Origin of the sequence: Blautia sp. AM29-29 (genome assembly GCF_003480555.1) — a bacterium.
Taxonomy (GTDB): domain Bacteria; phylum Bacillota; class Clostridia; order Lachnospirales; family Lachnospiraceae; genus Fusicatenibacter; species Fusicatenibacter saccharivorans.
This window is the reverse complement of sequence record NZ_QUJD01000010.1, coordinates 122868-148878: the sequence shown is the minus strand read 5'-3', so window position 1 is coordinate 148878 and position 26011 is coordinate 122868. Positions and strand designations below refer to the sequence as shown.

Genomic DNA, 26011 nt, shown 5'->3' with positions numbered 1-26011 from the left:
AGACCGCAAAAGCGGTCTGCTATTTGTCAAGGTGCTCGTATTCTACCGTTTACTATTTTCTTGCCATTATTGCTCTCACAAATAGAGCCAAACCAGAGCCATTCGATAAAATAAATGCCGGAAACCCGCATAAATACAGGCTTTCGGCATTTCTGTCCGTTATTCAAACTCGATCGTTGCCGGTGGTTTTCCGGTGCAATCGTACATGACGCGGTTGATGTGTTTGACTTCGTTTACGATTCGACTGGTTGTTCTTCCGATGACATCCCACGGGATTTCGGCGCTTTCGGCGGTCATGAAATCGGTGGTGGTGACGGCGCGGAGGGCGATGGCGTAATCGTAGGTTCTTTCATCTCCCATGACTCCGACGGAGCGCATGTTGGTCAGGGCTGCGAAGTACTGGCCGATTTCGTGAGCGATTCCGGCTTTGTCGATTTCTTCGCGCCAGATCGCGTCGGCGTCCTGTACCATTTTGACTTTCTCGGCGGTTACTTCGCCGATGATACGGATGCCAAGTCCCGGGCCCGGGAATGGCTGACGGAATACAAGGTATTCCGGGATGCCGAGCTCAAGGCCGGCTTTTCTTACTTCGTCTTTGAAGAGGTTGCGCAGCGGCTCGATGATTTCTTTGAAATCTACGTAGTCCGGCAGTCCTCCGACGTTATGATGGGATTTGATGACGGTGGATTCTCCGCCGACGCCGCTCTCTACAACGTCTGGGTAGATGGTTCCCTGTACCAGGAAGTCTACAGCACCAATTTTCTTTGCTTCTTCTTCGAAGACGCGGATGAACTCTTCGCCGATGATTTTACGTTTTCTCTCCGGCTCTTCTACGCCTTTTAATTTTGCATAGAAACGCTCCTGTGCGTTAACGCGGATGAAATTCAGGTCGTATGGGCCGTCCGGTCCGAAAACTGCTTCTACTTCATCGCCCTCGTTTTTACGCAGCAGGCCGTGATCTACGAATACGCAGGTCAGCTGGTTTCCGACTGCTTTGGAAAGCATAACAGCTGCTACGGAGGAATCGACTCCGCCGGACAGTGCGCAGAGGACTTTTCCGTCGCCTACTTTTTCGCGGATAGCTTTGATGGATTCTTCTACGAAGGAGTCCATGTGCCAGTCGCCGGCGCAGCGGCAGACATTGTATACAAAGTTGGAAAGCATTTTCTTTCCTTCTTTGGTGTGCAGAACTTCTGGATGAAACTGGGTTGCATAGAGGTTTTTCTCTACGTTTGCAACGGCTGCTACCGGACAGTCATCCGTATGGGCGATGATTTCGAATCCCGGAGCTGCTTTGGAGATGTAGTCGTTGTGGCTCATCCAGCAGATGGTTTTTTCGGATACGTTCTCAAACAGTGCGGAACTGGTATCTACAGTTACCTCAATTTTTCCATATTCTCTGACCGGTGCTACTTCTACTTTTCCGCCGAGCAGATGCATCATCAGCTGTGATCCGTAGCAGATGCCGAGGATCGGGATTCCAAGTTCAAAAATTTCTTTTGTATAAGTCGGGGAATCCGGCAGATATGCGCTGTTCGGGCCGCCGGTGAAGATAATACCTTTCGGCTGAATTTCTTTGATCTTTTCGATGTCTGTTTTGTAAGAATAAATCTCACAGTAAACGTTGCACTCACGTACACGTCTTGCAATTAACTGATTGTACTGACCGCCAAAATCAAGTACGATAACCGTTTCTCTTTTCAAGAACGTTCCCTCCTGTTTTTTCTTCTGTGCATGATGAACTACATGCGTTTTTTGGGTTTGATGCTAATTATAGTAAAGAAACCGTAAAATTTCAACCCCCGAAGTACAGGAATCGTGTTCTTTTCGCTGTACTTCGGAGGTTTTTCTTTTTTTTCGGGTCCTTATTCTCCGATGGTGATGGTGTAGCCTGCCTGGAAAGTTTCACCGGCTTTCAGGTGCTGTTCGCCGTATTTGTCTTTTAATTCGCCGTCAAAGCCGACGTTGTCGCAACGGCCGATCCATGGCTCGAGGCACACGAACGGGGCATCTGCTTTTGGCTTGGACCATACGCCGACGCTCGGGAAGCCTTTGCAGGTGAGAGTGACGTACGGTTTTCCATCCACTTCTACGCCGACGCGCTCGACCTGGGTGTTGTCGAAGATCAGGGCGTCCTCGTCGAAAAGGGTTCTGGTGTACGGGATTCTGCCGTCCTGAAGTTTCAGTTTTCTCGGATGTGCTACATCGACGCCTGCTGTTTCCGGGTCGATCAGGACGTATTCGAGTTCGGTCTCGGTGTGGTTTTCCAGGCCTTTGTTGAAGACGATGTCATACTGTTCCGGAATCATGAATGCAGGATGTCCGCCGACGGAGAAGTACATGTCATCATCACCGGTGTTTTCTACGTTCCAGGTTATGGTCAGGGTTCTGCCGGAGAGTTCCTGGGTTACGGTGAAGGCAAAATCGAACGGGTAGACTTTTTTTGTTTCTTCGGTCGATACCAGGCGGTGTACTGTTTTGTTTTCGGTGTTTTCGATGCACTCGAATTCGTTGTCGCGGGCGAAACCGTGCTGGCCCATCGGATATTTGACTCCTTTATGGGTGTAGAAGCCGCCGTTTACTTTTCCGACGAACGGGAACAGGACCGGTGCGTGGCGGTTCCAGAAGGCCGGATCGCCGATCCAGACTGCCTCACGGTCAGCCGCTTTATCGTAGATACTGCAAAGTTCTGCACCGTGATCGCTGATCTGCACACGCAGTTTTTCGTTTTCCATGGTTCTCATACTCTGTTTCCCCCTGTTTTCTTTCATTTTTTGTAACTATTCAGAGCCATGCGAAATTGCATGGCGCTGAATAGTTACCATTTTTAGAATTTATTCCGGATAGACGAGACGGGATTCATCAATTCCGTACAAAACCTCATCCAGGTATTTTTTGCCAAGGTAGTTTGCCATGGACAGATTCATATCCAGATAGTTTCCGCAGTCTTTCGGAGATGCACCCGGGACTTCGCCCTTGAAATCGCGGATAAATTCATACATTTCTATTACGAGTGAAACGATATCTTTCGAGCTGTAATCACCGGCCAGCAGCAGGTAAAATCCTGTACGGCAGCCCATTGGACCAAAATATACAGTTTTATCTTTCCATTCTTCGTGATTGCGAAGGAACGTTGCGCCAAGATGCTCAATGGTGTGGACTTCAGCAGTATTCATAACAGGCTCATCGTTTGGAGATGTCATGCGCAGGTCAAAGGTTGTGATAACGCTGTCACCCACATGATCTTTTCTTGAAACGTAAATGCCTGGTTTAAGTTTGATATGGTCGATCGTAAAGCTTGCAATTTTTTCCATGACTGGTATTTTCCTTTCTTTCTGTCCTTTAATAGCTGCGGAGTTCATCATCGGTATCCGCAGTGTTTTCGATGGATTTGATGATGAGATCATAACTATAGGCATCGCTTACTTTTACAGTGACGCGGTCGCCGACTTTATGACCAAGAATGGCTTTTCCTAATGGCGAGTCGATACTGACGTATCCTTTGAGAGAATTACCACGAACGGTGGTGACAAGTTTGTAGGTTTCTGTCTCATCATCTTCTTCGATGTAAACCTGGACGGTATTGTTGATGCCGACTTCGTCGTCCTTTGAGGTATCTGAAATAACGTGAGCGGTTTTGATCATTTTTTCCAGATAGCGGATGCGGCTTTCGTTGCGGTTTTTGTCCTGTTTGGCAGCTTTGTATTCAAAGTTTTCGCTGAGATCGCCCTGGGCACGGGCTTCTTTTACAGCCTCGAGTTCTTTTGGACGGACAACCAGTTTGCGGTAGTCGATTTCTTCCTGCATTTTTTTAATATCGTTTTCGGTCAGTTTATCATACATGATTTTTCTACCTCTTTTCTTGTGAGGTTATTTTAGCACAGAATACGGCAAATTGGAAGTAGGAAGACAGCCACGGTAGAATCATGAGTAGAATCACTTTCTTACGCACCGGAACAGCAAATGTTCCGGTGCTGAATGAACTATAACGGTTCACTCAGCCGTGTCGCTTGGTTTTGAAGGCGGAGTTCCTTTGTTGTCGCTGTTATTTGGCATTTTTCCACCTTTGGGATCGCTCATCGTTTTAACAGACCGGGTTCCGGCGGTGGTGATGATGTCCGTGAGGGTGATCTCTTCGTTGTCGGTACCGGCAGTCAGAGTATACGTTGCGTCCAGTTTCATTTCGGGGCAGGTCAAAACGATGCTGGCGTAGGCTTTTTCAGGTGTAACCGTGAAGAGGGCACTTCCATCGCTGTCTGTCAGTGTGATGGTAGTGTCAGCGGACTGGGTTTCCGTACTGTAATAGGTGATAACGGGCTGGGTGGAAGCTTCGTCGAAGCTTTCCGTCATGCCGGCACTGCCGATAGCAGCTAAGGTTCCGCCGGTCACAATTGCACTTCCGTCGTAATCGAGGGCACTGTCACCATCGCTGGTCGGCCCGTACACGATCGTAGTTCCGCCGGTCACGAGAAGACCGCCGTTGGAATCAAGACCATCACCATCGGCGGATACAGTCAGGGTTCCGCCGGTAATTTTAATGTAAAGCTCAGAGTTGCCTCCGCCGCCGGGGCCTCCCTGCATCATCTGTGGAGCATCGCCGTCAGAAGGAGCATTCCCCGGATCGAAGTTCTGCGGCGCATTTCCGCCAGACGGAGCGTTCTCCGGATCGAAGTCCTGCGATGGCTGCATATCGCTGCCGTTTTCTGTATCAGGCGGCATTTGCGGAGGTTCCTTTCCGTCTGCCGCACCGGATATGCTGCTATCATCACCGGAGTTTACGGCAGCACTGCTATCGTTGTTTGAGCTTGCGGCATTGCTGTCATCGTCACCGGAACCGGCCGCATTGGCGCCAGGATTTATGGCGTTGGTGCCATCGTCGCCGGAATTTGCGGCATTGATGCCATCGTCGCTGGCGTTTATGGTAATGTCACCACCATTGACCACAACGCGTTTTCCTTCCAGTCCTTCGTAGCTTTTTTCAACAAGGATCGTTCCGCCATGAATGACGGTGTCGAGATCCGCATGGAAACCGTCATCACCGGAGTTTACGGTGATGGTTCCGTCATCGACAACAATGCTGCCGGTTGCATGGAAGCCGTCCTGTTCCGCCTCGATCGTAAAAATTCCACCGGCAATATAGATATTTCCAAGCTCTGTGTCATCCGTATTCTTCGCTTTGACCGCACTGTTTGCAGCATCAATATCAAAGCTTCCATCCAGAATTTTAATCTGATCTTTGGCTGTGATCCCGTTGTCTGCAGCGGCGATTTTGTAGGTTCCGCCGGTAATCACAAGGTCATCTTTGGATACAATCCCGTGCTTGTAGTCTGCCTCGATGGTCAGACTTCCTGTCCCGTTGCAGACAAGATCTGATTTGGAGAAGATAACGCCGTCTACCGTGTTGTCGTCAATCTGAGTGTACTCGTTTCCACCGCCAAGCGTGTTGCTGCTGTTTTCAGCAAGCGTGATGAAAACTTTGTCCGCTTCGCGAACGTAGATGGCAGCATTCGTCTCACAGTTGATATGGACTCCATCGAGTACGATCTGAACCTTGTCGAAATCGGATGCGTCTACGATAATCTGGCCATCCTCAAGTGTTCCGCTTACGATGTAAACGCCTTCTTCCGTAATGGTAATTGTGCTGCCGTCTGCTTTGGCTCCGCTGCCGGAGACGGTAGCTGTCGTCTTATTAAGTGTAATTTTTACGGCTTCTGATGCTTTATAGCTTCCGCTCTTCTCACGGTCTGTGAATTCGGTATCGATGGTGGATTCGGTCAGTTCCAGATCGAAATCAATGTCGGAGGCACTTTCTATTGCATTTTCCGAAGCTATGCTCTCTGATGTGGCCGCCGCGTTGTCGGCAGATGTTTCGCCGGTTGACTCTGTACGGGCAGATTCGGCATTTACAGAGCTGGAAGATGTCACTGCTGTGCCGCATCCGCCGAAGGCCAGCGATGATACAAGAAACAGACTGACGACCGCGCCGGTCTCTTTTTTTCTGTTTTTATTTCTGTTTCGATTCATTATAATTCCTCCCTTCCGGTCTGTGCACGACTGCACAGGATTTCAAGGTTTCCGTTTCTGCAGCGGAGCTGGTCAATCATGTTTTTCTCTTCGCCTTCCTCGCGGAATACGATGCGATACTCCAGCTTGAAAAGACTTCCCATATTCGTGGTTTTTACCTGTACAAGCTCGCAACGGGTCAGATACCTGGCAAAGATATCGTCAAAAACACTGGTATAATCAAGGGACTCCGGTTCCAAGATTTCCATTGACGAGCATGATCACCATCTGTACGATCACAGGCATCAGAACAAGCGTGACAGCAAAGCTTTTGGTGCATTCACTTTTGTACCTGTAAACAGCAGCGATCAACAGTCCCAGAATCAGAGACACTGCTGTGCAGGCAAGGAACTGACCAAAGGTGAAGGCGGCGATTGTTTCTGTAAAAACGGAACTGAATATTGTGTTAAGCATAGCAAATTCCTCCCAGAATTTTTTTATTTTCTTGTCTATTCAGAGCCCCATCTCGATTCCGCTTACGCTACATCGCGATGTTGCTTCTCGCCATATGAAGTTCCAGAAAAACCGCTCATTCATGCAAGCATGATTCGCGATTTTTCTTCTATTTTGCATGGCTCTGAATAGTTACATTTTCTTTTTTTGTGAAGCAGATTATGTTTGAAAAAGGCTTTTCGCAAGCTGTAAGTCCACCCACTGCTTCTTGCTTTTCGCAATGGCCGCAGAGGACTTACCTGATTCAGCTAACGGAATGCTGTTTTTGATACGGTTTGCCGGATATCTGTGAATGGTATGAAAGCTTTTTCTTCTGATGCTTTCTGATTTTCGATCTGATAGGCAAAGCCGTATTTAGAAAATGATGCCGGATAGATTGCAAGATCATCCAGAATTTTGCTGAACCATAGGGGCACAGCACCTGGTGTTTTCACCTCCATGAGATACCAGCCTGGTTCTAAAAGTCTGGTTCCTTCCGTTGGACCGTCAAGACACAGATTGTCGGTACGCCATCGGATATTAGTGTCGAAGGTGACACGAAAGTTCCTGTCTTCCGTGCCGAAGCAGGCGATACGGTCGTAGGCGATGTACATAGCGGGAGCAAGCCCCCGGTAGTAGTTACGAAACCAGGTGATTTCGTGAAGAATCTGGCTGTCAAAGCCCGGTTCTGATTTTCCCGCAAGATAGGGAACCGCTTCTGATAATATCATGCGCTCGCGGCGTTTGTAGACGATTCCTTCATATTTTTTCTTTAGTTCTACGTAGATGGGGCTGGTCTCTTTGGCCGGACCATAACTGCGGAGTCGCAGTTTTTCTTTGTAGACGGGTTTTTCCAGCGAACGGCGGATGAGCTGGTGATCCGGGGTATCGTAATAGAGGCTGCAGATGGTATCAAGGCCGTATTCATCCATCTGCAGATGACCCGGAAGGCTCTTGCGAAGCTTGCGAGCCATGATCGGGGAAAGCATGTATTTTGTTTCATACCGTTGGAAGGTCATGGGAATCTGTTGGCTTTGCATCATAATCGATTGATCCTTTCGTTTGATTTACTTCCGGAAATGTTTTTTACATTTTTAAGTATAATGAGGAAACTTTAAAGGAACCTTAAAGAATGGACGGAAAATGTGAAAGGTTTGTGAAAAGACGGACCTCTGTAATCCGGATCGCTTTTTGAATACCATATAAAAAAAGAAAGAGCCGTTTCCGGACAAATTCGTTGGAAGCGGATTTGTTCGGAACGGACTCTTGTAGCCGATATGCAAAGTCATGAAACATATAAAATAGGAAAAGCGTCAAAAATCATCTTGGCCAGCGCTCTTTTCTGGACATGAGTGGCGCGAATGGTACATGAGGATGCGTCTGGTACCAGTAAGCTGTGGTAGCGACATCATCCTGACGTTCAAAAAGACCTCCATGACTGACGCCAATCTGCTGAAGGGTTACCTTAAGATCCTTCTCAAAAAGGATAGGATCAAGAAGGTGCCAGCGGTAGAAGCTGCGCTGTGGCATCTGATCATCATTGTGGTAATCATTATGAAGGAAGGTATCGTGGGTAGAGTAGTAAGGATAGCCAAGATACGGAGTACAGTACTGATTTTCGACGGTTTGGCCATTTTGCTGTGTTGCAAAGCTCCAGGCACCGCCGAAATAATCTTCTGTTCCGGTTCCGCAGATGGTTGGATAATCCTTGTCTCCATCGATGTAGAATTTCATCTCACCTTCTCCGTACCAGTAGCGTTCGAGGCTGGTCAGTGCAAGATAAGTTCCAACGTACTGGCCTTTCCCTTTGATGTTGTCGAGGACAACGTAGTCTTTTGCCTTTTCCGTGATACGCTGACGACGCCACTGGGCATGGAAATAGGCAGCATCTTCCGGAACCGTTGTCAGGCAATAGTCGATCTGATAAAAGAAGGCCGGAATCGGCTCATCACACTGATTTTCAATGGTAATACGGGCGTTTTTACGGAACGGCATCGGGAAATAGCTGTTGAAACCACGGGTCGGATTGACAGCAATCGGGACGGAATTTACCTGATAGGAAACACCGAAGCCGCAGCAGAAGAAATCGCCAAGCGGGCATTCAACGGATGGGAATTCTTCATCGTCCCAGTACATGCGCAGAACAAGATCCCGCAGAACATAACGGTTGCGTTCACTGGTACGGTCTGTGACGGTGATCCAGATGTGCTGAATGATGCCTTCTCCCTGGATCTCACCAAGTGTTACGGTCTCTCCTGCTTCTATTTTCGGGATGCACGGGGAACCTTTTCTGGACGGACCAAGATCGCTGGATGCCATGCCGCCTTTTCCTTTTTCTCCGTTCCGGTTTTCCCAGTTGATGGAACGGGACTGTCCGTTTTTCAGCCGGAAAATATTCTGTAAACCACAATCAAACATCATATATTCCTCCTTTTGTTTTCTTTTGTTTTCTTTTGTTTTGTTTTTTCTCTCTTGAAAGCTTTCGATTTCTGCTTTTTTGTGTGTCTTCCTCTCCTGCTCTGCTGTCATTTTTTCCATTTTTCCGGAATTGTGTTTCTTTCATCCTTTTGCCGGAAAGACTGCTTTAAAACAGATGCCATCTCGTGTCCGCTCTGCGGTGATTTTTCCCTTATGTGCCTTTACAATTGCAGCTGCCACGGAAAGGCCGATTCCATAGCCGCCGCTTTCCCTGGCCCGTGACGCATCCGCACGGTAGAAGCGGTCAAAGAGGCGGTTGAGATCACCTTCCGGCAGGGTATCGCAGGTATTCTGCACCGAAAATTCTGCTTTTTTGCCGTTTTTTCGCCAGAAAATGTGGATTTTTCCACCCTCCGGTGTGTATTTGACGGCGTTATCCACAAGAAGGGAGACGAGCTGGTGGATTCTTGCGGCATCCCCTTCCATATGGAGTTCTTCTGCAATATCGCTCTGCAGCGCGATCCTGCCCGGATGTTCGGTTTGCATTCATTTTCTTTTTTTCTCTGCCCGTCTCCGCAGCAGCTCTTTTGCGCCTGCGTACAACAGAAAATATACCGTCAGAATCATGACAACTACAATCCTGTTATCTTTCAGGCTGAAAAAAGAGGTCACATTGACTGCCGCCAGAAACAGCAGCAGTGACACACTGAGATCAATTTTTTCTTTTCTGTCGGCCAGCACCATTCCTGCGGCCGCCAGAACCAGAAGAACGGCAATTCTTGCAATCAGATTTGCCATTTTGACGCCTCCTTACTGTTTCCGGAAGGTAATTTCCCCGGTTTTATCATCCATACCATCGACGATGGCAAGAGATTCCAGATGAATGCCGCGGTCACGCAACAGTTTTCCTCCGATCTGGAACCCTTTTTCGATGACAACGCCTGCTCCTACGAGCTCTGCACCGGAATCCTGTACCAGGGTTGCCAGTCCTTCCAGCGCTTTTCCGTTTGCCAGGAAATCATCGATCAGGAGAACTTTGTCTCCTTTTCCCAGAAATTCTTTGGAAACAATGATATCATAAACTCTTCCATGGGTGAAAGATTCTACTTTTGTGGTATAAACATCTCCGGCGATATTTTTGGTCTGTGTTTTCTTTGCAAACACAACCGGAACATTAAAAATTTCAGCCACAACACAGGCAATTCCGATTCCAGATGCCTCGATGGTCAGGATTTTCGTGATCTCCTCTCCCGCAAAACGGCGCTGAAACTCTTTTCCGATTTCCCGGAACAGATTGACGTCCATCTGATGATTTAAAAAGCTGTCCACCTTCAGGACATTTCCCTCGCGTACTTTTCCGTCTTTGCGGATTCTGTCTTCCAATAACTGCATTTTTTTGAAGCCTCCCGAATTTTTATTATACCCATTGTACTTACTTCTCACTGGAAATGCAAGTCCAAATCCATCAAATTTCGCACTGTCTCAAATTTTATTCATGGCAGCCGCCGGTGTCTCTGCATCAGAGATCCTCTTTCCGGTCCAGATCCTTTAATTCCCACGCGGCTTCGACCCGGAACGGAATTACCGATTCCCAGTGCCGTTTCAGCACCTTTTTTCCGCCGCGGTCGCCGGAAAGTTCTTTTAGTTCTGAAAAATAAGGTTTTGAGAACCACGCCGGATTGCCGCTCTCGCCGCCGCAGAAAACGCAGCCAAGTGGAGCCTTCTGCATCTCCATGGATTCCAGAAAGCGCTCCGCCGTCTCTTCCTTCAGGTACGGCTGATCCGCCGCAAAACACGCACAGGCATCGGCATTTTGCTTCTCCGCCGCCTCGATTCCCGCGCGGATTGTATAGGAAATTCCTTTTTCGCTGTCCGGCGAAAACACCGTCTGCAGACGCCCGGCTTTTACCAGCGGCGCAAGCTCCTCCAGAATCCTTTCATACTGCGTCACAACCAGCAGTTCCCAGTTCTCATGCCTTCCGGCAATTTGGGCCAGCCGGTCCAACAGATGGCGGTACACCGCCTTTCCATCCAGCGGATAGAGCAGCTTATTTTCCCCGAACCGTCTGCTGTTCCCGGCTGCCAGATAAAGTATCGTTACTCGCATTCTTTTTCCGCAATTCCCATTGCAATCTGCTCGCTCGTGATCGGCAGTTCGCGGAACCACAGACCCGTCGCATTGTAGATTGCATGTGCCAGCGCCGGAGCCGGTGTGTTGATGACGATCTCGCCGATCGATTTTGCACCGAACGGACCGGTCGGCTCGTAGCTGCTCCGAAACTCGACGCGCAGCCTGCCCATATCGAGGCGGGTCGGCACTTTATACTGCATAAACGAATTATTGATCATCTGACCCTTGTCCGTGTACTGGATATTTTCAAACAGCGTCATGCCGATGCCCTGCACCAGACCGCCCTCGACCTGTACGCGCGCAAGGTTCGGGTTGATGACGGTTCCGCAGTCGACAACGGCGGCATAATCGAGAATCCTGACCTCGCCGGTCTCTTTATCCAGCTCGATCTCGACCGCACCAGCCATATAAGGCGGCGGCGATACCGGAGAGCAGTTGCTTTCCGTCGCTTCCAGCGCGATGCCGTTATTGCACATGGCCGCTGTTGCGATTTCTTCCATCGTCATGCTGCTTCCACTCTTTTCATGCACGACGCCGGTACCGGTAAATTCTGTCTCATCTTCCGGCACGTTCATCCGCTCTGCCGCCAGGGCACAGATTCGCTTCCGAAGCGTCATGCAGGCTTTTTCCACCGCTTTTCCGGTAATATACGTCGTACTCGATGCATAGGAACCGGAGTCATACGGGGACGTATCGGTATCTGCGCCGACAACGGTAATGTCATCCACATCACACTCCAGACACTCTGCCGCCATCTGGGACAGAATCGTATCGCAGCCGGTTCCCATATCGGCCGCTGCGATCAGCATCGTATAGCCGCCGTCGTCGTTGACTTTGATCGTTGCCGATCCGACATCGAGATTGGAAATACAGGAGCCCTGCATCGCCATCGCAATGCCGACGCTGCGCACCTTTCCATCTCCCATATCACGGCACGGATATTTCTCATCCCAGCCGATCATCTCTTTCGCACGCTCCACGCACTGGTCAAGCGCACAGCTGTTTGCCGTTTCGCCATAGTAAGCCGGCATGAACTGTCCCTCACGGACCATATTCTGCTCCCGGATCCGGATCGGATCGATGCCAAGACGCGCTGCCATCTCACTGACAGCAGATTCTACGGCAAAGATACCCTGCGTCGCACCGTATCCGCGGTAAGCACCGGCTGACATTACGTTGGAATACACAACATCATACGCAAACCGGTAAGCCTCAAGAGATCCATACATCGGAATCGATTTGTGGCCGGAAAGGCCGACCGTTGTCGGTCCATGCTCGCCGTATGCACCCGTGTTGGAAAGTGTATACAGATCGATCGCACGGATTCTTCCATCCTTCATCGCACCGAGGCGGATCGTTACTTCCATCTCATGGCGCGGTGTGGATGCTGTCTGGGACTCTTCTCTCGTAAAGATCATTTTCGACGGTTTTCCGGTTTTCCAGGTTACAAACGCCGGGAAAATTTCGGCAACCACCGTCTGCTTCGCTCCGAATCCGCCGCCGATTCTCGGCTTGGAAACACGGATCTTCGATTTCGGAATGCCGAGTGCATTGGACAGAATGCGGCGCGCATGGTAAACGATCTGGGTCGAGCTCAGCACATTCAGCCGTCCGTAGGTATCCATAAAGCAGTATGTCCGGAACGTCTCCATCATCGCCTGCTGGGCTGCGCGTACATGATACGTATGCTCTACGACCTCATCGCACTCTGCGAGCACGGCTTCCACATCTCCGTTGTGATCTTCCGCACTTGCACAGAGATTTCTCTGATTGTCCGCACCGACCGGACAGAGCGATTTCCAGCTTTCCTCCGGATGCACCAGCAGTTCATTATCCTTGGACTGATGAAAATCCAGAATGGCCGGAAGCACTTCGTACTCTACTTTCAGGAGCTTCCGCGCACGGTCCACGCATTTTTCATCTTTTCCGGCGATAATCGCCACCGGATCTCCCACGTAGCGCACATGCTGATCGAGGATCAGACGGTCATACGGGCTTGGTTCCGGATAGGTCTGTCCTGCCATTGTAAAACGCTGTTTCGGCACATCCTCCCAGGTATAAATCGCCTCAATACCCGGAACACGCTCTGCTGCCGTCTTTTTCACGGATTTTACGATTGCATTGGCATGCGGGCTCCGCAGTACCTTGACAATCAGACAATCCTTCGGCGCCAGATCATCTACATAAACCGGCTTTCCGGTTACCAGCGCGAGGGCATCCTTTTTGATCACCGGCTTATTCACACTGCAGAGCTGATCGGTTCTTCCCGACCAGTCCGGTTCATAGATATGATTTTCTCTGCTCATGACGCACCTCCCTGCTGCTTTTTCCAGGCAAGGAAATTCAAAATTCCCCGAAGCTGTCCTTCATATCCGGAACAGCGGCAGAGATTTCCCGCCAGATATTCTTCAATTTCTTCCTCACTCGGATCCGGATTTTCCCGGAACAGCGCAATCGCATTCATAATCATCCCCGGATTGCAGAACCCGCACTGCTCGGCGCCCTGTCCGGCAATAAAGGAACCAAATTCTTCTGCTTCCTCCTGCAGGCCTTCCAGCGTATCCACCTTACATCCATTCGCCCGCGCCGCAAGCACCGAACACGACAGCACCGGTTTTCCCTCCAGAAAAACCGTACACAGCCCGCAGTTCGACGTCTCACAGCCGCGCTTCACACTGTAGCATCCCTGGCTTCTCACAAAATCGATCAGGAGCATGTCTGCATCAATTTCCGCTTCCGTCTTCTTTCCATTTAAGATCATCGAAATCTTCATCACTGCTCCTCCTTCTTCTGAATTTCTTCCATACATCTGCGCAGCAGCACCCGTCCCAGATGATGACGATACTCTGCACTTCCGCGCATATTACTGCCATACGTAAACTGATCAGAAATCTCTGAAGCCGCCGCCTTCAGCTCCTCCGCAGATGCCTTTCCAGCCGCCAGCTTTTCCGCCAGCTCCGCCGGAAGCTCTACACGTGCCGCCTTCGCCGGTCTTGCCCCAAGCACCGCACATCCTTTTCCGTCTTCCACCCGCACCGCACACGTCAGCACCGGGAAATCCGTTCTGGAATTTCGATGACTCTGATAAACCGTAACACCCTCATGCTTCTTCACAATCAGCCTTACCAGCACATCCCTGTCTCTCTTTGAACAGGCAAACTCCGCCAGCGGCATCCGTCCCGCATGAACCAGCTCCACCTCCGTATCCAGCGCCAGAAACAGCGTCAGCACATCCGAAAATCCAAATCTGCCGAAAATACTGCCTCCCACCGTAGCCAGATTCCGGAACTGCACCCCGACAATACTCCGCACACTCTCCCGTGCCGCACCGTCGGTATAAGCATTCAGCCCCTCATGCTCCTCCATCTGCCGCAGCGTCACCATACATCCAATCGAAAACTCCTCCTCGGACTCTTCAATCTGATCCAGTCCCAGCCCGGACAAATCAATCGCCGTCTGCACCTGCCTCTGCCCCATCTTCGTCCAGAGCATCCCACCCAGGATACAGGCGCTTCTCTTCTGATTCAGCTCATACGCCTCCTCCAGCGACCCCACCCGGACATAATCCTTAATCTTAATCATACTTACCCTATATCCTCCATTTTTACTCAATATAGAAGCCCATATATTTGATATTATACCCGACCTGCTCCCCCCTTTCAACTTTTTTCTATTTTTTTCAAAAAAACCCTTGCATTTTCCCTCCACATCCAGTATAATCATTCAATGTCGGAAGTCATTCTGGCACAAAACAAAATACATGGACGGATTCCCGAGTGGCCAAAGGGGACAGACTGTAAATCTGCTGCAAATTGCTTCGATGGTTCGAATCCATCTCCGTCCATATGCCGCAGTGGCGGAACTGGCAGACGCCCGGGACTTAAAATCCCGTGGGTAGTGATACCCGTACCGGTTCGATCCCGGTTTGCGGCACGATTAAGAGCTCTGATTCATACGAATCGGAGCTCTTTTTCCATTTCTATTTTTCAATCTCCCGTCCCCACTACCAGCCTCGCCGCCGCCCGTTCGGTCTTGCGTGATGCGGCGGCGAGGCGTCCGTCACTCCTCGCATCTATGCAGTACCACTCCCGATAACGGCAGCAAATCCATCTCCAGTATGCCCGCCGGTGCCTCGATTTCTTTCTCCTCCGAAGAAAATCCCACCGCATCCGTCGCAAACACCTGCGTCAGCTTCGCTACCGAACTCCGGTTAATCCCGGTAAGCCACACCGGAATCTCCACATGCACCCTCTCATTCCGGTTATTAATCACCACAATCACCTGCTCCTCCTGATTAAACCGTCCATAAGAAAGCACATTATAATCATGGTACAGAAATTTCAGCGATCCCATCGCCAGCACCGGAAATCTCCGATGCACCGCAATCATTTCTTTATAGAATCGGATCAGCTCCTGATCCTCCTGTCCCCAGGGATACGTCCTCCGGTTATCCGGATCCGTAAACCCGACCTGGCCGGCCTCATCCCCATAATACAGCGTCGGCGCCCCCGGCCACGTCATCTGAATCACAACCGCCTCGCGCAGCACCGCCTTATTCGTATTCTCCGCAGCCGCATACGGCCCAACATTCGCCACACGCCCCACACGATGATTCGTTCTCGTGAGGAACCGCGAATGATCATGATTATCCAGCTCATTCATCGCCGTATACAGCGAAGGCGCATAAAACGCCGGCATATGATACGTCATCGCCCCGATAAAACTCTCACTGTTTCCGAGAAGTCCCTGGTTAAACTCATCACTGTGCTTCTCCATACCCGTGAGGAACCAGGAAACCGGCTCCATAAACGCATCATAGTTCATCACCGTATCCCACTCGTCGCCCTGCAGCCAGCTCATCGCATCGCCGTAGTGCTCCGCCAGAATAATTGCCTCCGGATTCGCCTCCTTCACAACGCGCCGGAACTCCTTCCAGAACTTGTGGTTAAACTCCGGGCTGTGTCCTAAGTCAGCGGCCACATCCAGCCGCCAGCCGTCCGCATTAAACGGCGGAGAAACCCACTTCGCGCCGATGCGCATAATATCCTCCATCAGCTTCTCCGAACCCTCGTAGTTCAGCTTCGGCAGCGTATCATGGCCCCACCAGCCGTCATAAAACTCATTGTACGGCCAGTTATGCTCATTATAAAACTTAAAAAACGTGTGATACGGACTGTCCTGCGCCACATACGCGCCCGGCTCATAGCCCTTTCCGGCCTCATAAATCCGCTCGCGGTCCAGCCACTTGTTAAACGAACCACAGTGGTTGAAAACGCCGTCCAGAATCACCTTCATGCCGCGCTTGTGCGCCTCCTCCACCAGGTGGATAAACAGTTCATTGCTCGCCTCCAGGTTCGCCTTGTTCGTCACACGGTCAATATACCGCGTTGCCCGCGTATTGTCCTTGTCGCCCGGCCAGAGCAGATCGCCTTCGTCGGAGACAATCTTTCCGAAATGCGGATCAATATAGTCATAATCCTGAATATCATACTTATGGTTCGACGGCGAAACAAACACCGGATTCAGATAAATGACCTGCACACCGAGATCCTGCAGATAATCCATCTTGTCAATGACGCCCTGCAGATCGCCGCCGTAGAAATTGCGGACATCCATCTGCTCCGGGAAGCGGTTCCAGTCATCCACCTTGTTGACCTGCTCACCGATGTAGCTGTACTCTCCCGTCAGCACATCGTTGGACGGATCTCCGTTGCAGAAGCGGTCCACAAAAATCTGATACATGACAGCGCCCTTCGCCCAGTCCGGCGTATGGAAGCCCGGGATAATGCCGAAAGAGTACATCTCCTGCAGCTCTCTTGTGACACCGAGCTTGTTGTAATAGCAGACCACGCGGCCTGCCTGAATCTCAAAAAAATAGCGGATCGGCTCATTTCCGACCGGAATCTCGATCTCGTAATAATCAAAACCGTTCCGGACCAAACCGACCTGCATCTGTGCACGGATGGAACCGCTGATGAAATAAACCGCATCTACATTATTTTTCAGGGTACGGAACCAGATCTTCACCGTGTCGCCCGGGTTCGGCTCAAACGGAATCTGATACTGCGGGGATTCATCGCTGTAGAGCGCATGCTTGTTGAACATCGCCCGCATCTGTGACATATACTGCTGCATTCTTGTTTTATCCATGAACTAACGCCTCTGTCTTTCTCAATCATTCATTCCTTATATTTTACCCAACACTGCCATGTAATACAACCTTTTTCTGAACACATGTAACGATTGTGTTTATTGGATTTTTATATAGTAAAAGAGCCAGCGGGGTACGCTGGCTCTTTTGGAGAAGGTATTTCTCTTATGGGGTGTAGCAAAAACTATATAATGTATTGGGGGGTTTTTACAGTTATTATAGTACCATACGTCCCTCGAAAAGTCTGCACAAATCGCGATTTTTTTTCATTTGATTCTTATTCAAAATAACGATGAATTTTTCCGGCGTTTCGGATTTTCTGTTTTAATTTGCACAAACGCCCGTAAAATCGCAGAAAAAAACCTGCAAAAAACTTTTTTTGTTCTCTGCAGGTTTTCTATTGCAAATAAAAAGATATCAGATTTCTCCAGAAACTTCCGGTGCTGTTCCTGTCATCTGTGCTTCCTGCTCAAAAATGGCTTCGAATTCAGCACGGCTCAGCTTCTCTTTTTCCATCAGCTGCTTTGCACACTCATGCAGCACATAGGAATGCTCCAGAATAATCTGTTTCGCCTGATCGTGGCATTTCTCGATCATCTGGCGGACTTCCTCGTCGATGGCTGCGGCTACATTCTCGCTGTAGCTCTTCGTATGGCCCCAGTCGCGGCCGATGAAGACCTCATCCGAATCGGAATCGTAAGCGACAAGACCAAGGTTCTCAGACATACCGTACTTCGTAATCATGGAACGGGCGGTAGCCGTCGCCTGTTTGATATCCTGGGATGCGCCCGTTGTGATATCGTCGAAGATCAGCTCCTCTGCCACACGGCCGCCGAGGCATACGGTGATGTACTGCATCATTTTGCCTCTCGTCTGGAACATATCATCGTTCTCCGGCTGCGGCATCGTGTAGCCCGCTGCGCCAGGACCTGTCGGGATAATGGAGATCGTATAGACCGCCTCCATATCCGGCAGCATATGGAACAGGATCGCATGGCCTGTCTCATGGTATGCGGTGATCCGTTTTTCTTTATCCGAAATGACTTTACTGCGCTTCTCCGCACCGATGCCCACTTTGATGAAAGCAGACTTGATATCGGCCTGGCGCACAAATCTTCTGCGGTCCTTTGCCGCCATGATTGCTGCCTCGTTCAGCAGGTTCTCCAGCTCTGCGCCGGTGAAGCCTGCGGTCGTCTGCGCGATCTGTTTCAGATCCACATCCTCGGCCAGCGGTTTGTTCTTTGCATGGACTTTCAGGATTTCCTCACGGCCCATGACATCCGGCGGTCCTACAACCACGCGGCGGTCAAAACGGCCCGGACGGAGAATCGCCGGATCCAGGATATCGACACGGTTCGTCGCTGCCATCACGATGATGCCCTCATTGACGCCGAAACCATCCATCTCAACGAGAAGCTGGTTTAATGTCTGCTCTCTCTCATCGTGGCCGCCGCCCATACCGGTGCCTCTTCGTCTTGCCACGGCGTCGATCTCATCGATGAAGATGATGCACGGCGCATGTTTTTTTCCTTCCTCAAACAGGTCGCGGACACGGGAAGCGCCGACGCCGACGAACATTTCCACGAAATCGGATCCGGAAATGCTGAAGAACGGCACGCCTGCCTCTCCTGCAACAGCTTTCGCCAGAAGGGTTTTACCGGTTCCAGGAGGGCCCACAAGAAGAACTCCTTTCGGGATTCTCGCGCCGACCTGTGTATATTTCTCCGGTGCTTTCAGGAAATCGACCACCTCAACGAGGTCTTCTTTTTCCTCTTTTAAGCCCGCAACATCGCGGAACAGGACTTTTTTGTCTTTGTCGGTGGACATATGGGCGTTGCTTTTTCCAAAATTCATCATTTTGTTTCCGCCGCCTCCACCGCCGCCCATGGAGCGGTTCATCATCGACATGCCGAAAAGAAGGATCATACCGAGCAGCAGGGCCGGCAGGACGGACGTCATGAAAATGCTGTCTCTCTGGACATTCTGTACGGTGTACGTTACATCAGCATCCTCCAGAAGGCTGATAGCTGCGTTTACGTCGGTCACATTGACCGTATAACTGTCACCGCCCTGCTCCTGTACCACGACGGAGCCGGTCGGCACTTCTTTGTTCTGGACAATCTGCGCGGATGTCACTTTGCCGTCTTTTACGGCGGTTTCAAATTTCTGCTGACTTGGGCTGCTGCCTGCGCTGATTTTTCCGGTGATATAGAACATGGCAAGCACGATAATCACCATAAACGCCGCGTAGAGTCCAAATCCACTGCGCTGTCTGTTCATATTTTCTTTTTACTCCTCGTCTTCGTGAAACTCCACTACTCCGATGTATGGAAGATTCCGATATTTCTGTGCGTAATCCAGGCCGTAGCCTACGACGAACTCGTCCGGGATATTAAAGCAGGTATAATCTACTTTGACATCGCGCACTCTGCGCTCCGGCTTGTCGAGCAGAGTACACAGGTGTACGGATTTCGGATTTCTCTTTTTCAGGATGTCGATCAGATAGTAAAGCGTTCTTCCGGAATCGATGATATCCTCCACGATCAGAACGTCTTTTCCTTCCAGCGGCTGATCCAGGTCTTTTACAATACGGACAACTCCGCTGGACTTGGTGTCATCGCCGTAACTTGATACGGACATAAAGTCAAGGCTTACCGGCACTGTGATGCGTTTTGCCAGCTCGCACATAAAGAATACGCCGCCTTTTAAAACGCAGATCAGGTGCACTTCCTTTCCTGCGTAATCGCGGTTGATCTGGTCTGCTACTTCTTTAATTCGTCTGTCTACTTCTTCTTCGCTTAATAATACTCTGATTGTCTCTTTCATCTGTTTTCCTCCTTACCAACGCCAATCTGTATCTGCAGAACTGCTTTCGTGTCTTCCCCGACACGGCCGCTCTCTCCTCTGCGATACCCCACGACCCACCAGATCTCCGGTCCGTCGGCGAGCAGCAGAATGGAATCCCGCTCCTCTTTCGGTATCTTGGCATCAATCATATAATCTTTTAGTTTCTTTTTCCCGCCTTTTGCGGTTACTCTCAGATAATCTCCGCTTCTTCTCGTGCGGAGGACAAGACCGTCTTTTATTTTATCACAGTCAAAGCATTTCGTATACTTTTTTTCTTCAATTCTTTCGGGAAAAATCGATGTTTTTTTCACAATCGTGACTGGATTTTCTGCAAATGCGAGACTTTTTTCCTCTTCCCACCCGGCCGGAACCGGAATTGGAACTTCTTCGCCGCTTTTCCTTTTCCGTTCTTCTTTTAAATGCACTCCCTGCTTTTCCAGGCGGAGCGTCTCGTATCCGCGCACGGCGGTGATTCCATACGGCAGGCAGACACTTTTTCCGACCTGCTTTTCAAAAAGTTCCCGCACAGATTCCAGATGCTCCCTGGTAAGATCCTTCCGTTTTCCCGCCAGCTGTTCCAGAACGCGCCGGATCACGTAGCGCTGCAGAAGAGGCGCTTCGCTGCTCACCGCATCACGCAGCACAACCGCATTTTTCTCTGCGGATGCATACCGCTCCATCAGCTGATCCGTCTGCTGCTCCAGATATTCCTCCGTTTCCAGCAGGTCCAGCGATGTCTGTGCCATATGCGCGGCGGCACGCGGATTGACCTCTTCGGTCAGATACGGCAGCACATGGTGGCGGATTCCGTTCCTCGTGTAGGCATCCTCTGCATTCGTGCTGTCCTCACACCAGGAACACTTACGGCTTTCCAGTTCCTGCCGGATCTCTTTTCGTCCGACGCAGAGAAGCGGACGGATCACATTCCCCCGCACGGGGCGTAAGGAGGCAAGTCCGGCCAGCGACGTTCCCCGTGCCAGGTGATGCAGCATCGTCTCCGCAACGTCATCCTGGTGATGGGCGAGCGCAATTTTCACTGCCCTCTGCTCCTTTGCGCACGCTGCAAAAACTTCCTGCCGCGCCGCGCGTCCCGCCTCCTCCGTCGAGAGATGCTTTTCTTTTGCGATCTTCTCCACGGGACAGGAATAGAGATAGAACGGAACATCATATTCCCGGCACAGATTTTCTGCAAATGCCGCATCCCGCCCGGCTTCCGCGCCGCGCAGATTATGGTTGACGTGGACAGCCAGCAGCGAAAAGCCAAGCGGCTCCTGCAGTTCCCGCAGCAGATGAAACAGGCAGACGGAATCCGCGCCGCCGGAAAGGCCGAGCAGCACGCGTTCGCCTGCCATTACCATATGATACTGTTCCATAAAGGCTCTTACTTTCTCTCGCATCCTTCGTTTTTACTCCTATTTTTTCCAGATTCTGGCGACCAGAACCGTCATATCATCCCGTGCGCGGCAGCCGCCGAGGCGCAGCACGCGTTCCAAAAGCTCCCGGGCAAATTCCCGCGGCTCGCTGTTTTTCACTTCGAGAAGAAGCTGCTTCATCTGCTCCGTCCTGTCCCCGGGCAGCGCGTCCAGCACTCCGTCCGTCATCATCACAAGGTAATCACCGTCGTACAGCTTTTTCGTTGTGGTATCAAAATCCGTCTGGGAAACGAGACCTGCGGCAAGACTGGTCGACTCCACAACCTCCACCCACGTATCCCGCCTAAGGAACGTCGGCGATGCACCTCCTTTCAAAAAGCTGCAGACGCCTGTGTAGAGATTAATCGAAGCAACATCAAACGTGGAAAACATCCCTTCCTTTGGCTGCAGCAGAAGCATCGAATTGATCATCCGTGCCGCCATGATCCGCGGGAATCCGGCGCGCAGGAACTGTTCAAACAGCTCCACCACCGTCTCGCTCTCCCTGTTTGCCTCGATCCCGGAACCCATGCCGTCCGACAGGCAGAGGACAAACTGGCCGTTTTCGCAGAGCACACTGTAATTGTCCCCGGAGATACTCTCCTGCTCCTTGGTGATGCGTCCCACACCGTAGAGAACCTGGAATTTCACATCCTCCTGAAACAGCACCGTCTGGTATTCTCCGCTTAAGACCTGTGCCCCGTCGCGTACCGCAACCATCGGGATTCCGCACAGGGAACCGATCAGTTCCGCCGTCTGGCGAAGCGTGATCCGGCAGTGACGGCCCGCTTTGACCGTCATATAGATCTGTAAATGCTCTTTCGGCCGCTCCTGGAGCCAGATTTTCTGGACGAAAGCCCCGTTTTTCTTCATCTGGCGGCAGATTTTTTCCGAGAGCTCGTCCGGCAGACTGTTGAGGCTGTACAGATCACACGCGGCGCGGTCCATAATCCCGGCGACTTCACTTAACTGTTCTGCCACCACGCGGCGGCTCTCCGCCACACGCCCCGACCAGAGCGCCGTCTGGCGTTCCTGCTGGTAGCGGTTCCAGAACAGTTCCAGAAAGCGGGAGCCGTTCAGGCAGGAGGCGTTCCATTCGCCTTTTGCACGGCTGATCTCGTCCTCATCCCCGTCGGCGATTGTCTGAAGAAGTTCCTGGCACCGCTCGCGCGTCAGGTTTCCGTACTGCTCCCAGCACCACGACGCCTTCGCACAGCGGCTGCAGACTTCCTGCTGTTCTTTTTCCAGAATCTTGTCCACCCGGCCCGTCTCCGGCATCACACTTTTTGACGGCATCTGGTAAAAGCTCTCTGCCAGAACGCGGAACGAATCGGCGTAGTGCTCCATCTGCAGTTTCTGCGGATGATTGTCATAGACGGCCGCTTCCCGGCGGCTTCTTCTGGCTTCCAAAAAAATTTTAGCCATGTCCCCTGCTGACAGCAATGCGCCGATCAGGAACATGGCAATGATCCACTCCGGCATGTTCCGCTCCTCCTCTCTTTGTTCTGGACTTCAAAGGGGACTGCGAAATCATGCCCTTTCTTTATCTGTTTTGTTTATTTCGACTGGGATTCTTTAAATAAAATCTCATTATCCTTTACCATGCCAAGTTTTTCTCTTGCCGTTTTTTCTATGTACTCATCGGTCTGCATGTATTCTTTCAAGGCGGTAATATCATCGGTGCGCTGCTTCTCCTCTTCAATCTGGCTGTCCAGACTGGAAAGACGGGATGCATTTGCATTGACCTTCTGCTGAAGGCTGATTCCCTTTACGGTAAGGACTGCAACCAGGCAGCACAGGACTATGGTAATTGAGAACTCTGTTGTACAGCTCTTCTTTCTGACTTTTTTCTTTCGGCCAGAATTCTTTTCTTCCCTTTCTTTCATTCTTTTCTTTACCCTTGCTTTCTATTTTCCAACCATCTGCAGCCAAACTATCTGTTGTTTTTCGTCCGCAGACTTGTTTCTTTTGTTCTTACATGTGTAGTTACATCTTACCGTTCTTCCCATGAAATTTCAACCTTTTTCTCCGTTTTTTCATACTTTTTACCAGCCATTTTCCTGGAAAAGCGAGGATTCGCCCTGCTTTTTTGATTCCCTTTGCCAGAAGTTCCGGAAGAAAGCGTCCAAACGATGCGTGGTACAATGCAGCGCCCCCAAGGATGCCGCCAAACAGATACCCGCGGAGAACGCCGCTGTTCTCTCCGTAAATCCGTACAAACAGATACAGCGCTGCCGCAATCCAGTAGCAGAGGTCCTCTGCAGATACCGCCACATGGCTGTGGCGGATCAGTTTCCGCGCTGTCTTGATCAGATCGTACCAGAACCCCAGGACTGCCCCCTGCCAGATGGAACAGGCGAACAGAATCAGCTCCCGGGTGACATACGCACTCATTTTTACCGGAACAGCCGCGCAAGCGCAGACCCCTTCTTCTGCAGCGGCCCATGTTCCGTATAGACCAGGCTGTCGATGCTGCCTTCGATATCCGCCTCTCCCTTTTCCAGCTCCAGACGGCCCACATGCAGCTCTTTTCCGCGGATGGTAAGAACACCGCAGACGGTCACGAGCAGAACTTCGTTCTCATCAAAGCTTTTCACATCCTGCACGCCGCCAAGAGAAAGTGTTTTCCGCTGTTCCAGCAAAAGGCGGTGCGCCTGTTCGTTCATCTCCCCCATACAAAAAACCTCCATACAATGGTCTATACACCCATTATATGAAGGTTTTCTCTTTTTATTCGCTGCACATGAATCCTGCCGCACTTCTTATAAGTAGCGGTAAAGCTCCTGTGCTTCTTCTTTTTTCACGGTTTCCTGCACATTCAGCACTTCTACCCTGACGGATTTACTTCCGAACTGAATTTCCAGTACATCTCCTGCCTTGACCTGTGCGGATGCTTTTGCCGGTCTGTCGTTGACGAGGACACGGCCTGCATCACAGGCTTCATTGGCTACGGTACGCCGCTTGATCAGTCTTGATACTTTTAAAAATTTATCTAAGCGCATAGATTTTTACTTAGTTCATCATGTCCTTTAAAGCTTTTCCTGCTTTGAATTTCGGAGTTTTGGAAGCTTTGATTTCCATGGTCTCGCCAGTCTGCGGATTTCTTCCTTCTCTTGCTGCTCTTTCGGATACTTCGAAGGTACCAAAGCCTACCAGCTGAACTTTCTCACCTTTCTTTAATTCTTCAGATACTACATCGATAAATGCTTTTAAAGCAGCCTCTGCATCTTTTTTGGATAAATTTGTCTGCTCAGCCATAGCTGCAACTAATTCTGTTTTGTTCATGAGTTTTACTCCTCCTGTATCTTACATTTGTTTTTTACATGGTACGCGGGCCCGCTGATACACACGACCTGCCCTGCCGGCTGTTTTTCTTCCGGATGATCAGTCTGTTACGTTGACCGGCTTTTTCGCGTAGCTGTATATATTTATATACTAATGCGTCTCTCTTGTCAAGAAAAAAGTCCCCCATACCAGCGGTTTTATGGCGATTTCTGCCCAAAACAGACTCTTTTCCACCGCACGGTTAAAAGAAGGATCCCTTAACAAACCGCAGCCAGTCTGCCTGCTGCGCATTGAGTGTTTTTAGTTTCTCCGTATTCCGCCCGGATATCCACGATTTTCTGCTTCCGTAGTAGCGGTTTGCCAGTTTCCAGTATTTCCACGGATAGGAAAGATAGAGGCGGAGTGTCTCGATTTCCCCCTCATCGAGCGGCCGTCTGGCGCTGTAGGCGTTTAAAATCCGTTCTGCCGCGCGCTCGCTCCAGCCGTGTTTTTCCAGAATTTTCCGCATAAAATAGCCAAGATCTGCCACCTGGAGATCGAAGTTCCACTTGTCGAAATTGACCGCCGTTTCGCCTCTGCCGTTTTCCAGCAGAATATTGTGCTGGCTGAATTCCCCGTGGCAGACGGCGCCTTCTTCGTCCGCCCGCTGCCGCAGTTTTTCATAGGAAGAAGCTTTCATTTCCGCGGCCGCCCGCTCTCCCTGTTCCAGATACGGACCGGCGCTTGCCAGCAGCAGTTTTTCGAACTCATTTTTCTTCTTTTTTGTCTGCAAATACTTTCGGATCTTTCGAATTTCCACATTGTGGCGGATGCACTCCTCCACGATGGATTTCCTCCGGTATTCCATTTTCACCGGCAGATGAGCTGCCGTATGTAGCCGCGCCAGCGCGTCCGAGGCGCGGATAAGATCCTCACTGTTTCCCGTCTCACATTCCCGGCCCGGGTACCAGTTCCGCACAATGTACGTTCCTCCGTCGTCCCCGCGCGTTGCAAGCGCTCCCTCTTCGTTCCGCAGAATCTGATCGCACCGCAGGAGCCCCGACTCCGTGATGCGGCACTGTAGAAGATACCGCTGCTCCAGTTTTTCTGCCGCCGTCCCGAACTCGCTGATCAGCTTATCCCCCTGTTCGGTGTGGCACAATAAAGCGCCCCGCACCCGCATTGTGCCGGAAGCCGTAAGACCGTAATGGGACAGCACACTCAATCCATAATCATACAAGAGCCTGACTCCTTTCCCTGTTGTGATCGTTTTTGGGGTCACGATTCAATGTA

27 protein-coding genes and 2 tRNA genes are annotated in these 26011 nt (G+C 50.7%); 2 read left to right on the top strand and 27 right to left on the bottom strand.

The window, feature by feature from the left end; all coding sequences use genetic code 11:
• Positions 1-159: 159 nt before the first annotated feature.
• The 16 genes from guaA to DW769_RS09285 all read right to left on the bottom strand — a co-directional run bounded on the left by guaA (position 160) and on the right by DW769_RS09285 (position 14626).
• Positions 160-1704, bottom strand: coding sequence for a glutamine-hydrolyzing GMP synthase (gene guaA, locus DW769_RS09355; protein WP_055218727.1), 1545 nt, complete (start codon positions 1702-1704; stop codon positions 160-162).
• Between the two features lie 161 nt (positions 1705-1865).
• Positions 1866-2744 carry an aldose 1-epimerase family protein gene (locus tag DW769_RS09350; protein ID WP_118750298.1) on the bottom strand — a complete coding sequence of 293 codons (879 nt, stop codon included), beginning with the start codon at positions 2742-2744 and terminating at the stop codon, positions 1866-1868.
• A gap of 90 nt (positions 2745-2834) precedes the next feature.
• Complete coding sequence (locus DW769_RS09345) at positions 2835-3314, bottom strand: S-ribosylhomocysteine lyase (RefSeq protein ID WP_022462125.1); 480 nt, start codon at positions 3312-3314, stop codon at positions 2835-2837.
• A gap of 28 nt (positions 3315-3342) precedes the next feature.
• Positions 3343-3843, bottom strand: a complete 501-nt coding sequence (locus DW769_RS09340; RefSeq protein WP_022462124.1) for a GreA/GreB family elongation factor — start codon at positions 3841-3843, stop codon at positions 3343-3345.
• 150 nt (positions 3844-3993) lie between these two features.
• Positions 3994-6024 carry a carbohydrate-binding domain-containing protein gene (locus DW769_RS09335; RefSeq protein WP_118750297.1) on the bottom strand — a complete coding sequence of 677 codons (2031 nt, stop codon included), beginning with the start codon at positions 6022-6024 and terminating at the stop codon, positions 3994-3996.
• Positions 6024-6272 (bottom strand): hypothetical protein, encoded by a 249-nt coding sequence (locus tag DW769_RS17425; protein WP_330410107.1) that lies wholly within the window; start codon positions 6270-6272, stop codon positions 6024-6026. Before DW769_RS17425 ends, DW769_RS09335 begins: the two co-directional genes overlap by 1 nt.
• Positions 6244-6477 carry a hypothetical protein gene (locus DW769_RS17420; RefSeq protein ID WP_330420985.1) on the bottom strand — a complete coding sequence of 78 codons (234 nt, stop codon included), beginning with the start codon at positions 6475-6477 and terminating at the stop codon, positions 6244-6246. Before DW769_RS17420 ends, DW769_RS17425 begins: the two co-directional genes overlap by 29 nt.
• A gap of 287 nt (positions 6478-6764) precedes the next feature.
• A complete protein-coding gene (locus DW769_RS09325; protein WP_118640004.1) occupies positions 6765-7538 on the bottom strand; it encodes a polyphosphate polymerase domain-containing protein in 774 nt (257 codons plus the stop codon).
• Positions 7539-7815: 277 nt separating this feature from the next.
• Positions 7816-8913, bottom strand: a complete 1098-nt coding sequence (locus DW769_RS09320) for a glycoside hydrolase family 172 protein (RefSeq protein WP_118750303.1) — start codon at positions 8911-8913, stop codon at positions 7816-7818.
• A gap of 141 nt (positions 8914-9054) precedes the next feature.
• Entirely contained in the window at positions 9055-9459 is a 405-nt protein-coding gene (locus tag DW769_RS09315) for a sensor histidine kinase (RefSeq protein ID WP_118750296.1), read from the bottom strand.
• The gene (locus DW769_RS09310) at positions 9460-9711 is read right to left on the bottom strand and encodes a hypothetical protein (protein ID WP_022462118.1); all 252 of its coding nucleotides are present in this window, start codon (positions 9709-9711) and stop codon (positions 9460-9462) included.
• 12 nt (positions 9712-9723) lie between these two features.
• Positions 9724-10305, bottom strand: a complete 582-nt coding sequence (locus DW769_RS09305; protein WP_055218716.1) for a xanthine phosphoribosyltransferase — start codon at positions 10303-10305, stop codon at positions 9724-9726.
• A 127-nt stretch (positions 10306-10432) separates the two neighbouring features.
• A complete protein-coding gene (locus DW769_RS09300; RefSeq protein ID WP_118750295.1) occupies positions 10433-11020 on the bottom strand; it encodes a nucleotidyltransferase family protein in 588 nt (195 codons plus the stop codon).
• Positions 11011-13350, bottom strand: a complete 2340-nt coding sequence (locus DW769_RS09295) for a xanthine dehydrogenase family protein molybdopterin-binding subunit (RefSeq protein WP_118750294.1) — start codon at positions 13348-13350, stop codon at positions 11011-11013. The genes DW769_RS09300 and DW769_RS09295 overlap by 10 nt, the downstream gene beginning before the upstream one ends.
• The gene (locus tag DW769_RS09290) at positions 13347-13817 is read right to left on the bottom strand and encodes a (2Fe-2S)-binding protein (RefSeq protein WP_118750293.1); all 471 of its coding nucleotides are present in this window, start codon (positions 13815-13817) and stop codon (positions 13347-13349) included. Before DW769_RS09290 ends, DW769_RS09295 begins: the two co-directional genes overlap by 4 nt.
• Complete coding sequence (locus tag DW769_RS09285; RefSeq protein WP_022462113.1) at positions 13817-14626, bottom strand: FAD binding domain-containing protein; 810 nt, start codon at positions 14624-14626, stop codon at positions 13817-13819. Before DW769_RS09285 ends, DW769_RS09290 begins: the two co-directional genes overlap by 1 nt.
• Before the next feature lie 180 nt (positions 14627-14806).
• On the opposite strand from DW769_RS09285, the gene DW769_RS09280 reads away from it, so the two are divergent.
• Both DW769_RS09280 and DW769_RS09275 read left to right on the top strand, forming a co-directional pair.
• Positions 14807-14888 (top strand) — tRNA-Tyr (locus DW769_RS09280).
• 3 nt (positions 14889-14891) lie between these two features.
• Positions 14892-14977, top strand: a tRNA-Leu gene (locus tag DW769_RS09275).
• Positions 14978-15103: 126 nt separating this feature from the next.
• Here the strand turns inward: DW769_RS09275 and DW769_RS09270 are convergent.
• The 11 genes from DW769_RS09270 to DW769_RS09220 form a co-directional block, all read right to left on the bottom strand.
• Positions 15104-17194 (bottom strand): glycoside hydrolase family 13 protein, encoded by a 2091-nt coding sequence (locus DW769_RS09270; RefSeq protein ID WP_118750292.1) that lies wholly within the window; start codon positions 17192-17194, stop codon positions 15104-15106.
• A gap of 418 nt (positions 17195-17612) precedes the next feature.
• Positions 17613-19475: an ATP-dependent zinc metalloprotease FtsH gene (gene ftsH / locus DW769_RS09265; protein ID WP_117509464.1), complete on the bottom strand. Its 1863-nt coding sequence runs from the start codon at positions 19473-19475 to the stop codon at positions 17613-17615.
• Between the two features lie 9 nt (positions 19476-19484).
• Positions 19485-20021 carry a hypoxanthine phosphoribosyltransferase gene (gene hpt, locus DW769_RS09260; RefSeq protein WP_022462110.1) on the bottom strand — a complete coding sequence of 179 codons (537 nt, stop codon included), beginning with the start codon at positions 20019-20021 and terminating at the stop codon, positions 19485-19487.
• The gene (tilS, locus tag DW769_RS09255) at positions 20018-21439 is read right to left on the bottom strand and encodes a tRNA lysidine(34) synthetase TilS (protein ID WP_117761110.1); all 1422 of its coding nucleotides are present in this window, start codon (positions 21437-21439) and stop codon (positions 20018-20020) included. Before tilS ends, hpt begins: the two co-directional genes overlap by 4 nt.
• A 15-nt stretch (positions 21440-21454) precedes the next feature.
• On the bottom strand, positions 21455-22936 hold the full coding sequence (locus DW769_RS09250; RefSeq protein ID WP_055218705.1) for a SpoIIE family protein phosphatase: 1482 nt from the start codon (positions 22934-22936) through the stop codon (positions 21455-21457).
• 74 nt (positions 22937-23010) lie between these two features.
• A complete protein-coding gene (locus DW769_RS09245) occupies positions 23011-23340 on the bottom strand; it encodes an FtsB family cell division protein (protein ID WP_117761108.1) in 330 nt (109 codons plus the stop codon).
• A gap of 100 nt (positions 23341-23440) precedes the next feature.
• A complete protein-coding gene (yabQ, locus tag DW769_RS09240) occupies positions 23441-23848 on the bottom strand; it encodes a spore cortex biosynthesis protein YabQ (RefSeq protein WP_117761106.1) in 408 nt (135 codons plus the stop codon).
• A 2-nt stretch (positions 23849-23850) separates the two neighbouring features.
• Positions 23851-24129, bottom strand: coding sequence for a sporulation protein YabP (gene yabP, locus DW769_RS09235; RefSeq protein WP_330410109.1), 279 nt, complete (start codon positions 24127-24129; stop codon positions 23851-23853).
• Positions 24130-24216: 87 nt separating this feature from the next.
• Positions 24217-24456 (bottom strand): RNA-binding S4 domain-containing protein, encoded by a 240-nt coding sequence (locus DW769_RS09230; protein ID WP_022462104.1) that lies wholly within the window; start codon positions 24454-24456, stop codon positions 24217-24219.
• A gap of 10 nt (positions 24457-24466) precedes the next feature.
• A complete protein-coding gene (locus DW769_RS09225) occupies positions 24467-24739 on the bottom strand; it encodes an HU family DNA-binding protein (RefSeq protein ID WP_022462103.1) in 273 nt (90 codons plus the stop codon).
• A 241-nt stretch (positions 24740-24980) separates the two neighbouring features.
• Complete coding sequence (locus DW769_RS09220) at positions 24981-25958, bottom strand: CotS family spore coat protein (protein ID WP_055227261.1); 978 nt, start codon at positions 25956-25958, stop codon at positions 24981-24983.
• Between the last annotated feature and the right edge of the window lie 53 nt (positions 25959-26011).

Coding starts and splice junctions, on each gene's coding strand:
- DW769_RS09245 (WP_117761108.1), bottom strand. CDS start 23,340: ATGAAAGAAAGGGAAGAAAAGAATTCTGGCCGAAAGAAAAAAGTCAGA.
- DW769_RS09230 (WP_022462104.1), bottom strand. CDS start 24,456: ATGCGCTTAGATAAATTTTTAAAAGTATCAAGACTGATCAAGCGGCGT.
- DW769_RS09345 (WP_022462125.1), bottom strand. CDS start 3,314: ATGGAAAAAATTGCAAGCTTTACGATCGACCATATCAAACTTAAACCA.
- DW769_RS09335 (WP_118750297.1), bottom strand. CDS start 6,024: ATGAATCGAAACAGAAATAAAAACAGAAAAAAAGAGACCGGCGCGGTC.
- DW769_RS09270 (WP_118750292.1), bottom strand. CDS start 17,194: ATGGATAAAACAAGAATGCAGCAGTATATGTCACAGATGCGGGCGATG.
- DW769_RS09350 (WP_118750298.1), bottom strand. CDS start 2,744: ATGAGAACCATGGAAAACGAAAAACTGCGTGTGCAGATCAGCGATCAC.
- DW769_RS09310 (WP_022462118.1), bottom strand. CDS start 9,711: ATGGCAAATCTGATTGCAAGAATTGCCGTTCTTCTGGTTCTGGCGGCC.
- DW769_RS09315 (WP_118750296.1), bottom strand. CDS start 9,459: ATGCAAACCGAACATCCGGGCAGGATCGCGCTGCAGAGCGATATTGCA.
- DW769_RS09300 (WP_118750295.1), bottom strand. CDS start 11,020: ATGCGAGTAACGATACTTTATCTGGCAGCCGGGAACAGCAGACGGTTC.
- DW769_RS09295 (WP_118750294.1), bottom strand. CDS start 13,350: ATGAGCAGAGAAAATCATATCTATGAACCGGACTGGTCGGGAAGAACC.
- DW769_RS17425 (WP_330410107.1), bottom strand. CDS start 6,272: ATGGAAATCTTGGAACCGGAGTCCCTTGATTATACCAGTGTTTTTGAC.
- DW769_RS09250 (WP_055218705.1), bottom strand. CDS start 22,936: ATGCCGGAGTGGATCATTGCCATGTTCCTGATCGGCGCATTGCTGTCA.
- DW769_RS09320 (WP_118750303.1), bottom strand. CDS start 8,913: ATGTTTGATTGTGGTTTACAGAATATTTTCCGGCTGAAAAACGGACAG.
- DW769_RS09290 (WP_118750293.1), bottom strand. CDS start 13,817: ATGAAGATTTCGATGATCTTAAATGGAAAGAAGACGGAAGCGGAAATT.
- hpt (WP_022462110.1), bottom strand. CDS start 20,021: ATGAAAGAGACAATCAGAGTATTATTAAGCGAAGAAGAAGTAGACAGA.
- yabP (WP_330410109.1), bottom strand. CDS start 24,129: ATGGGGGAGATGAACGAACAGGCGCACCGCCTTTTGCTGGAACAGCGG.
- tilS (WP_117761110.1), bottom strand. CDS start 21,439: ATGCGAGAGAAAGTAAGAGCCTTTATGGAACAGTATCATATGGTAATG.
- DW769_RS09340 (WP_022462124.1), bottom strand. CDS start 3,843: ATGTATGATAAACTGACCGAAAACGATATTAAAAAAATGCAGGAAGAA.
- DW769_RS09325 (WP_118640004.1), bottom strand. CDS start 7,538: ATGATGCAAAGCCAACAGATTCCCATGACCTTCCAACGGTATGAAACA.
- yabQ (WP_117761106.1), bottom strand. CDS start 23,848: ATGAGTGCGTATGTCACCCGGGAGCTGATTCTGTTCGCCTGTTCCATC.
- DW769_RS09285 (WP_022462113.1), bottom strand. CDS start 14,626: ATGATTAAGATTAAGGATTATGTCCGGGTGGGGTCGCTGGAGGAGGCG.
- ftsH (WP_117509464.1), bottom strand. CDS start 19,475: ATGAACAGACAGCGCAGTGGATTTGGACTCTACGCGGCGTTTATGGTG.
- DW769_RS17420 (WP_330420985.1), bottom strand. CDS start 6,477: ATGCTTAACACAATATTCAGTTCCGTTTTTACAGAAACAATCGCCGCC.
- DW769_RS09225 (WP_022462103.1), bottom strand. CDS start 24,739: ATGAACAAAACAGAATTAGTTGCAGCTATGGCTGAGCAGACAAATTTA.
- DW769_RS09305 (WP_055218716.1), bottom strand. CDS start 10,305: ATGCAGTTATTGGAAGACAGAATCCGCAAAGACGGAAAAGTACGCGAG.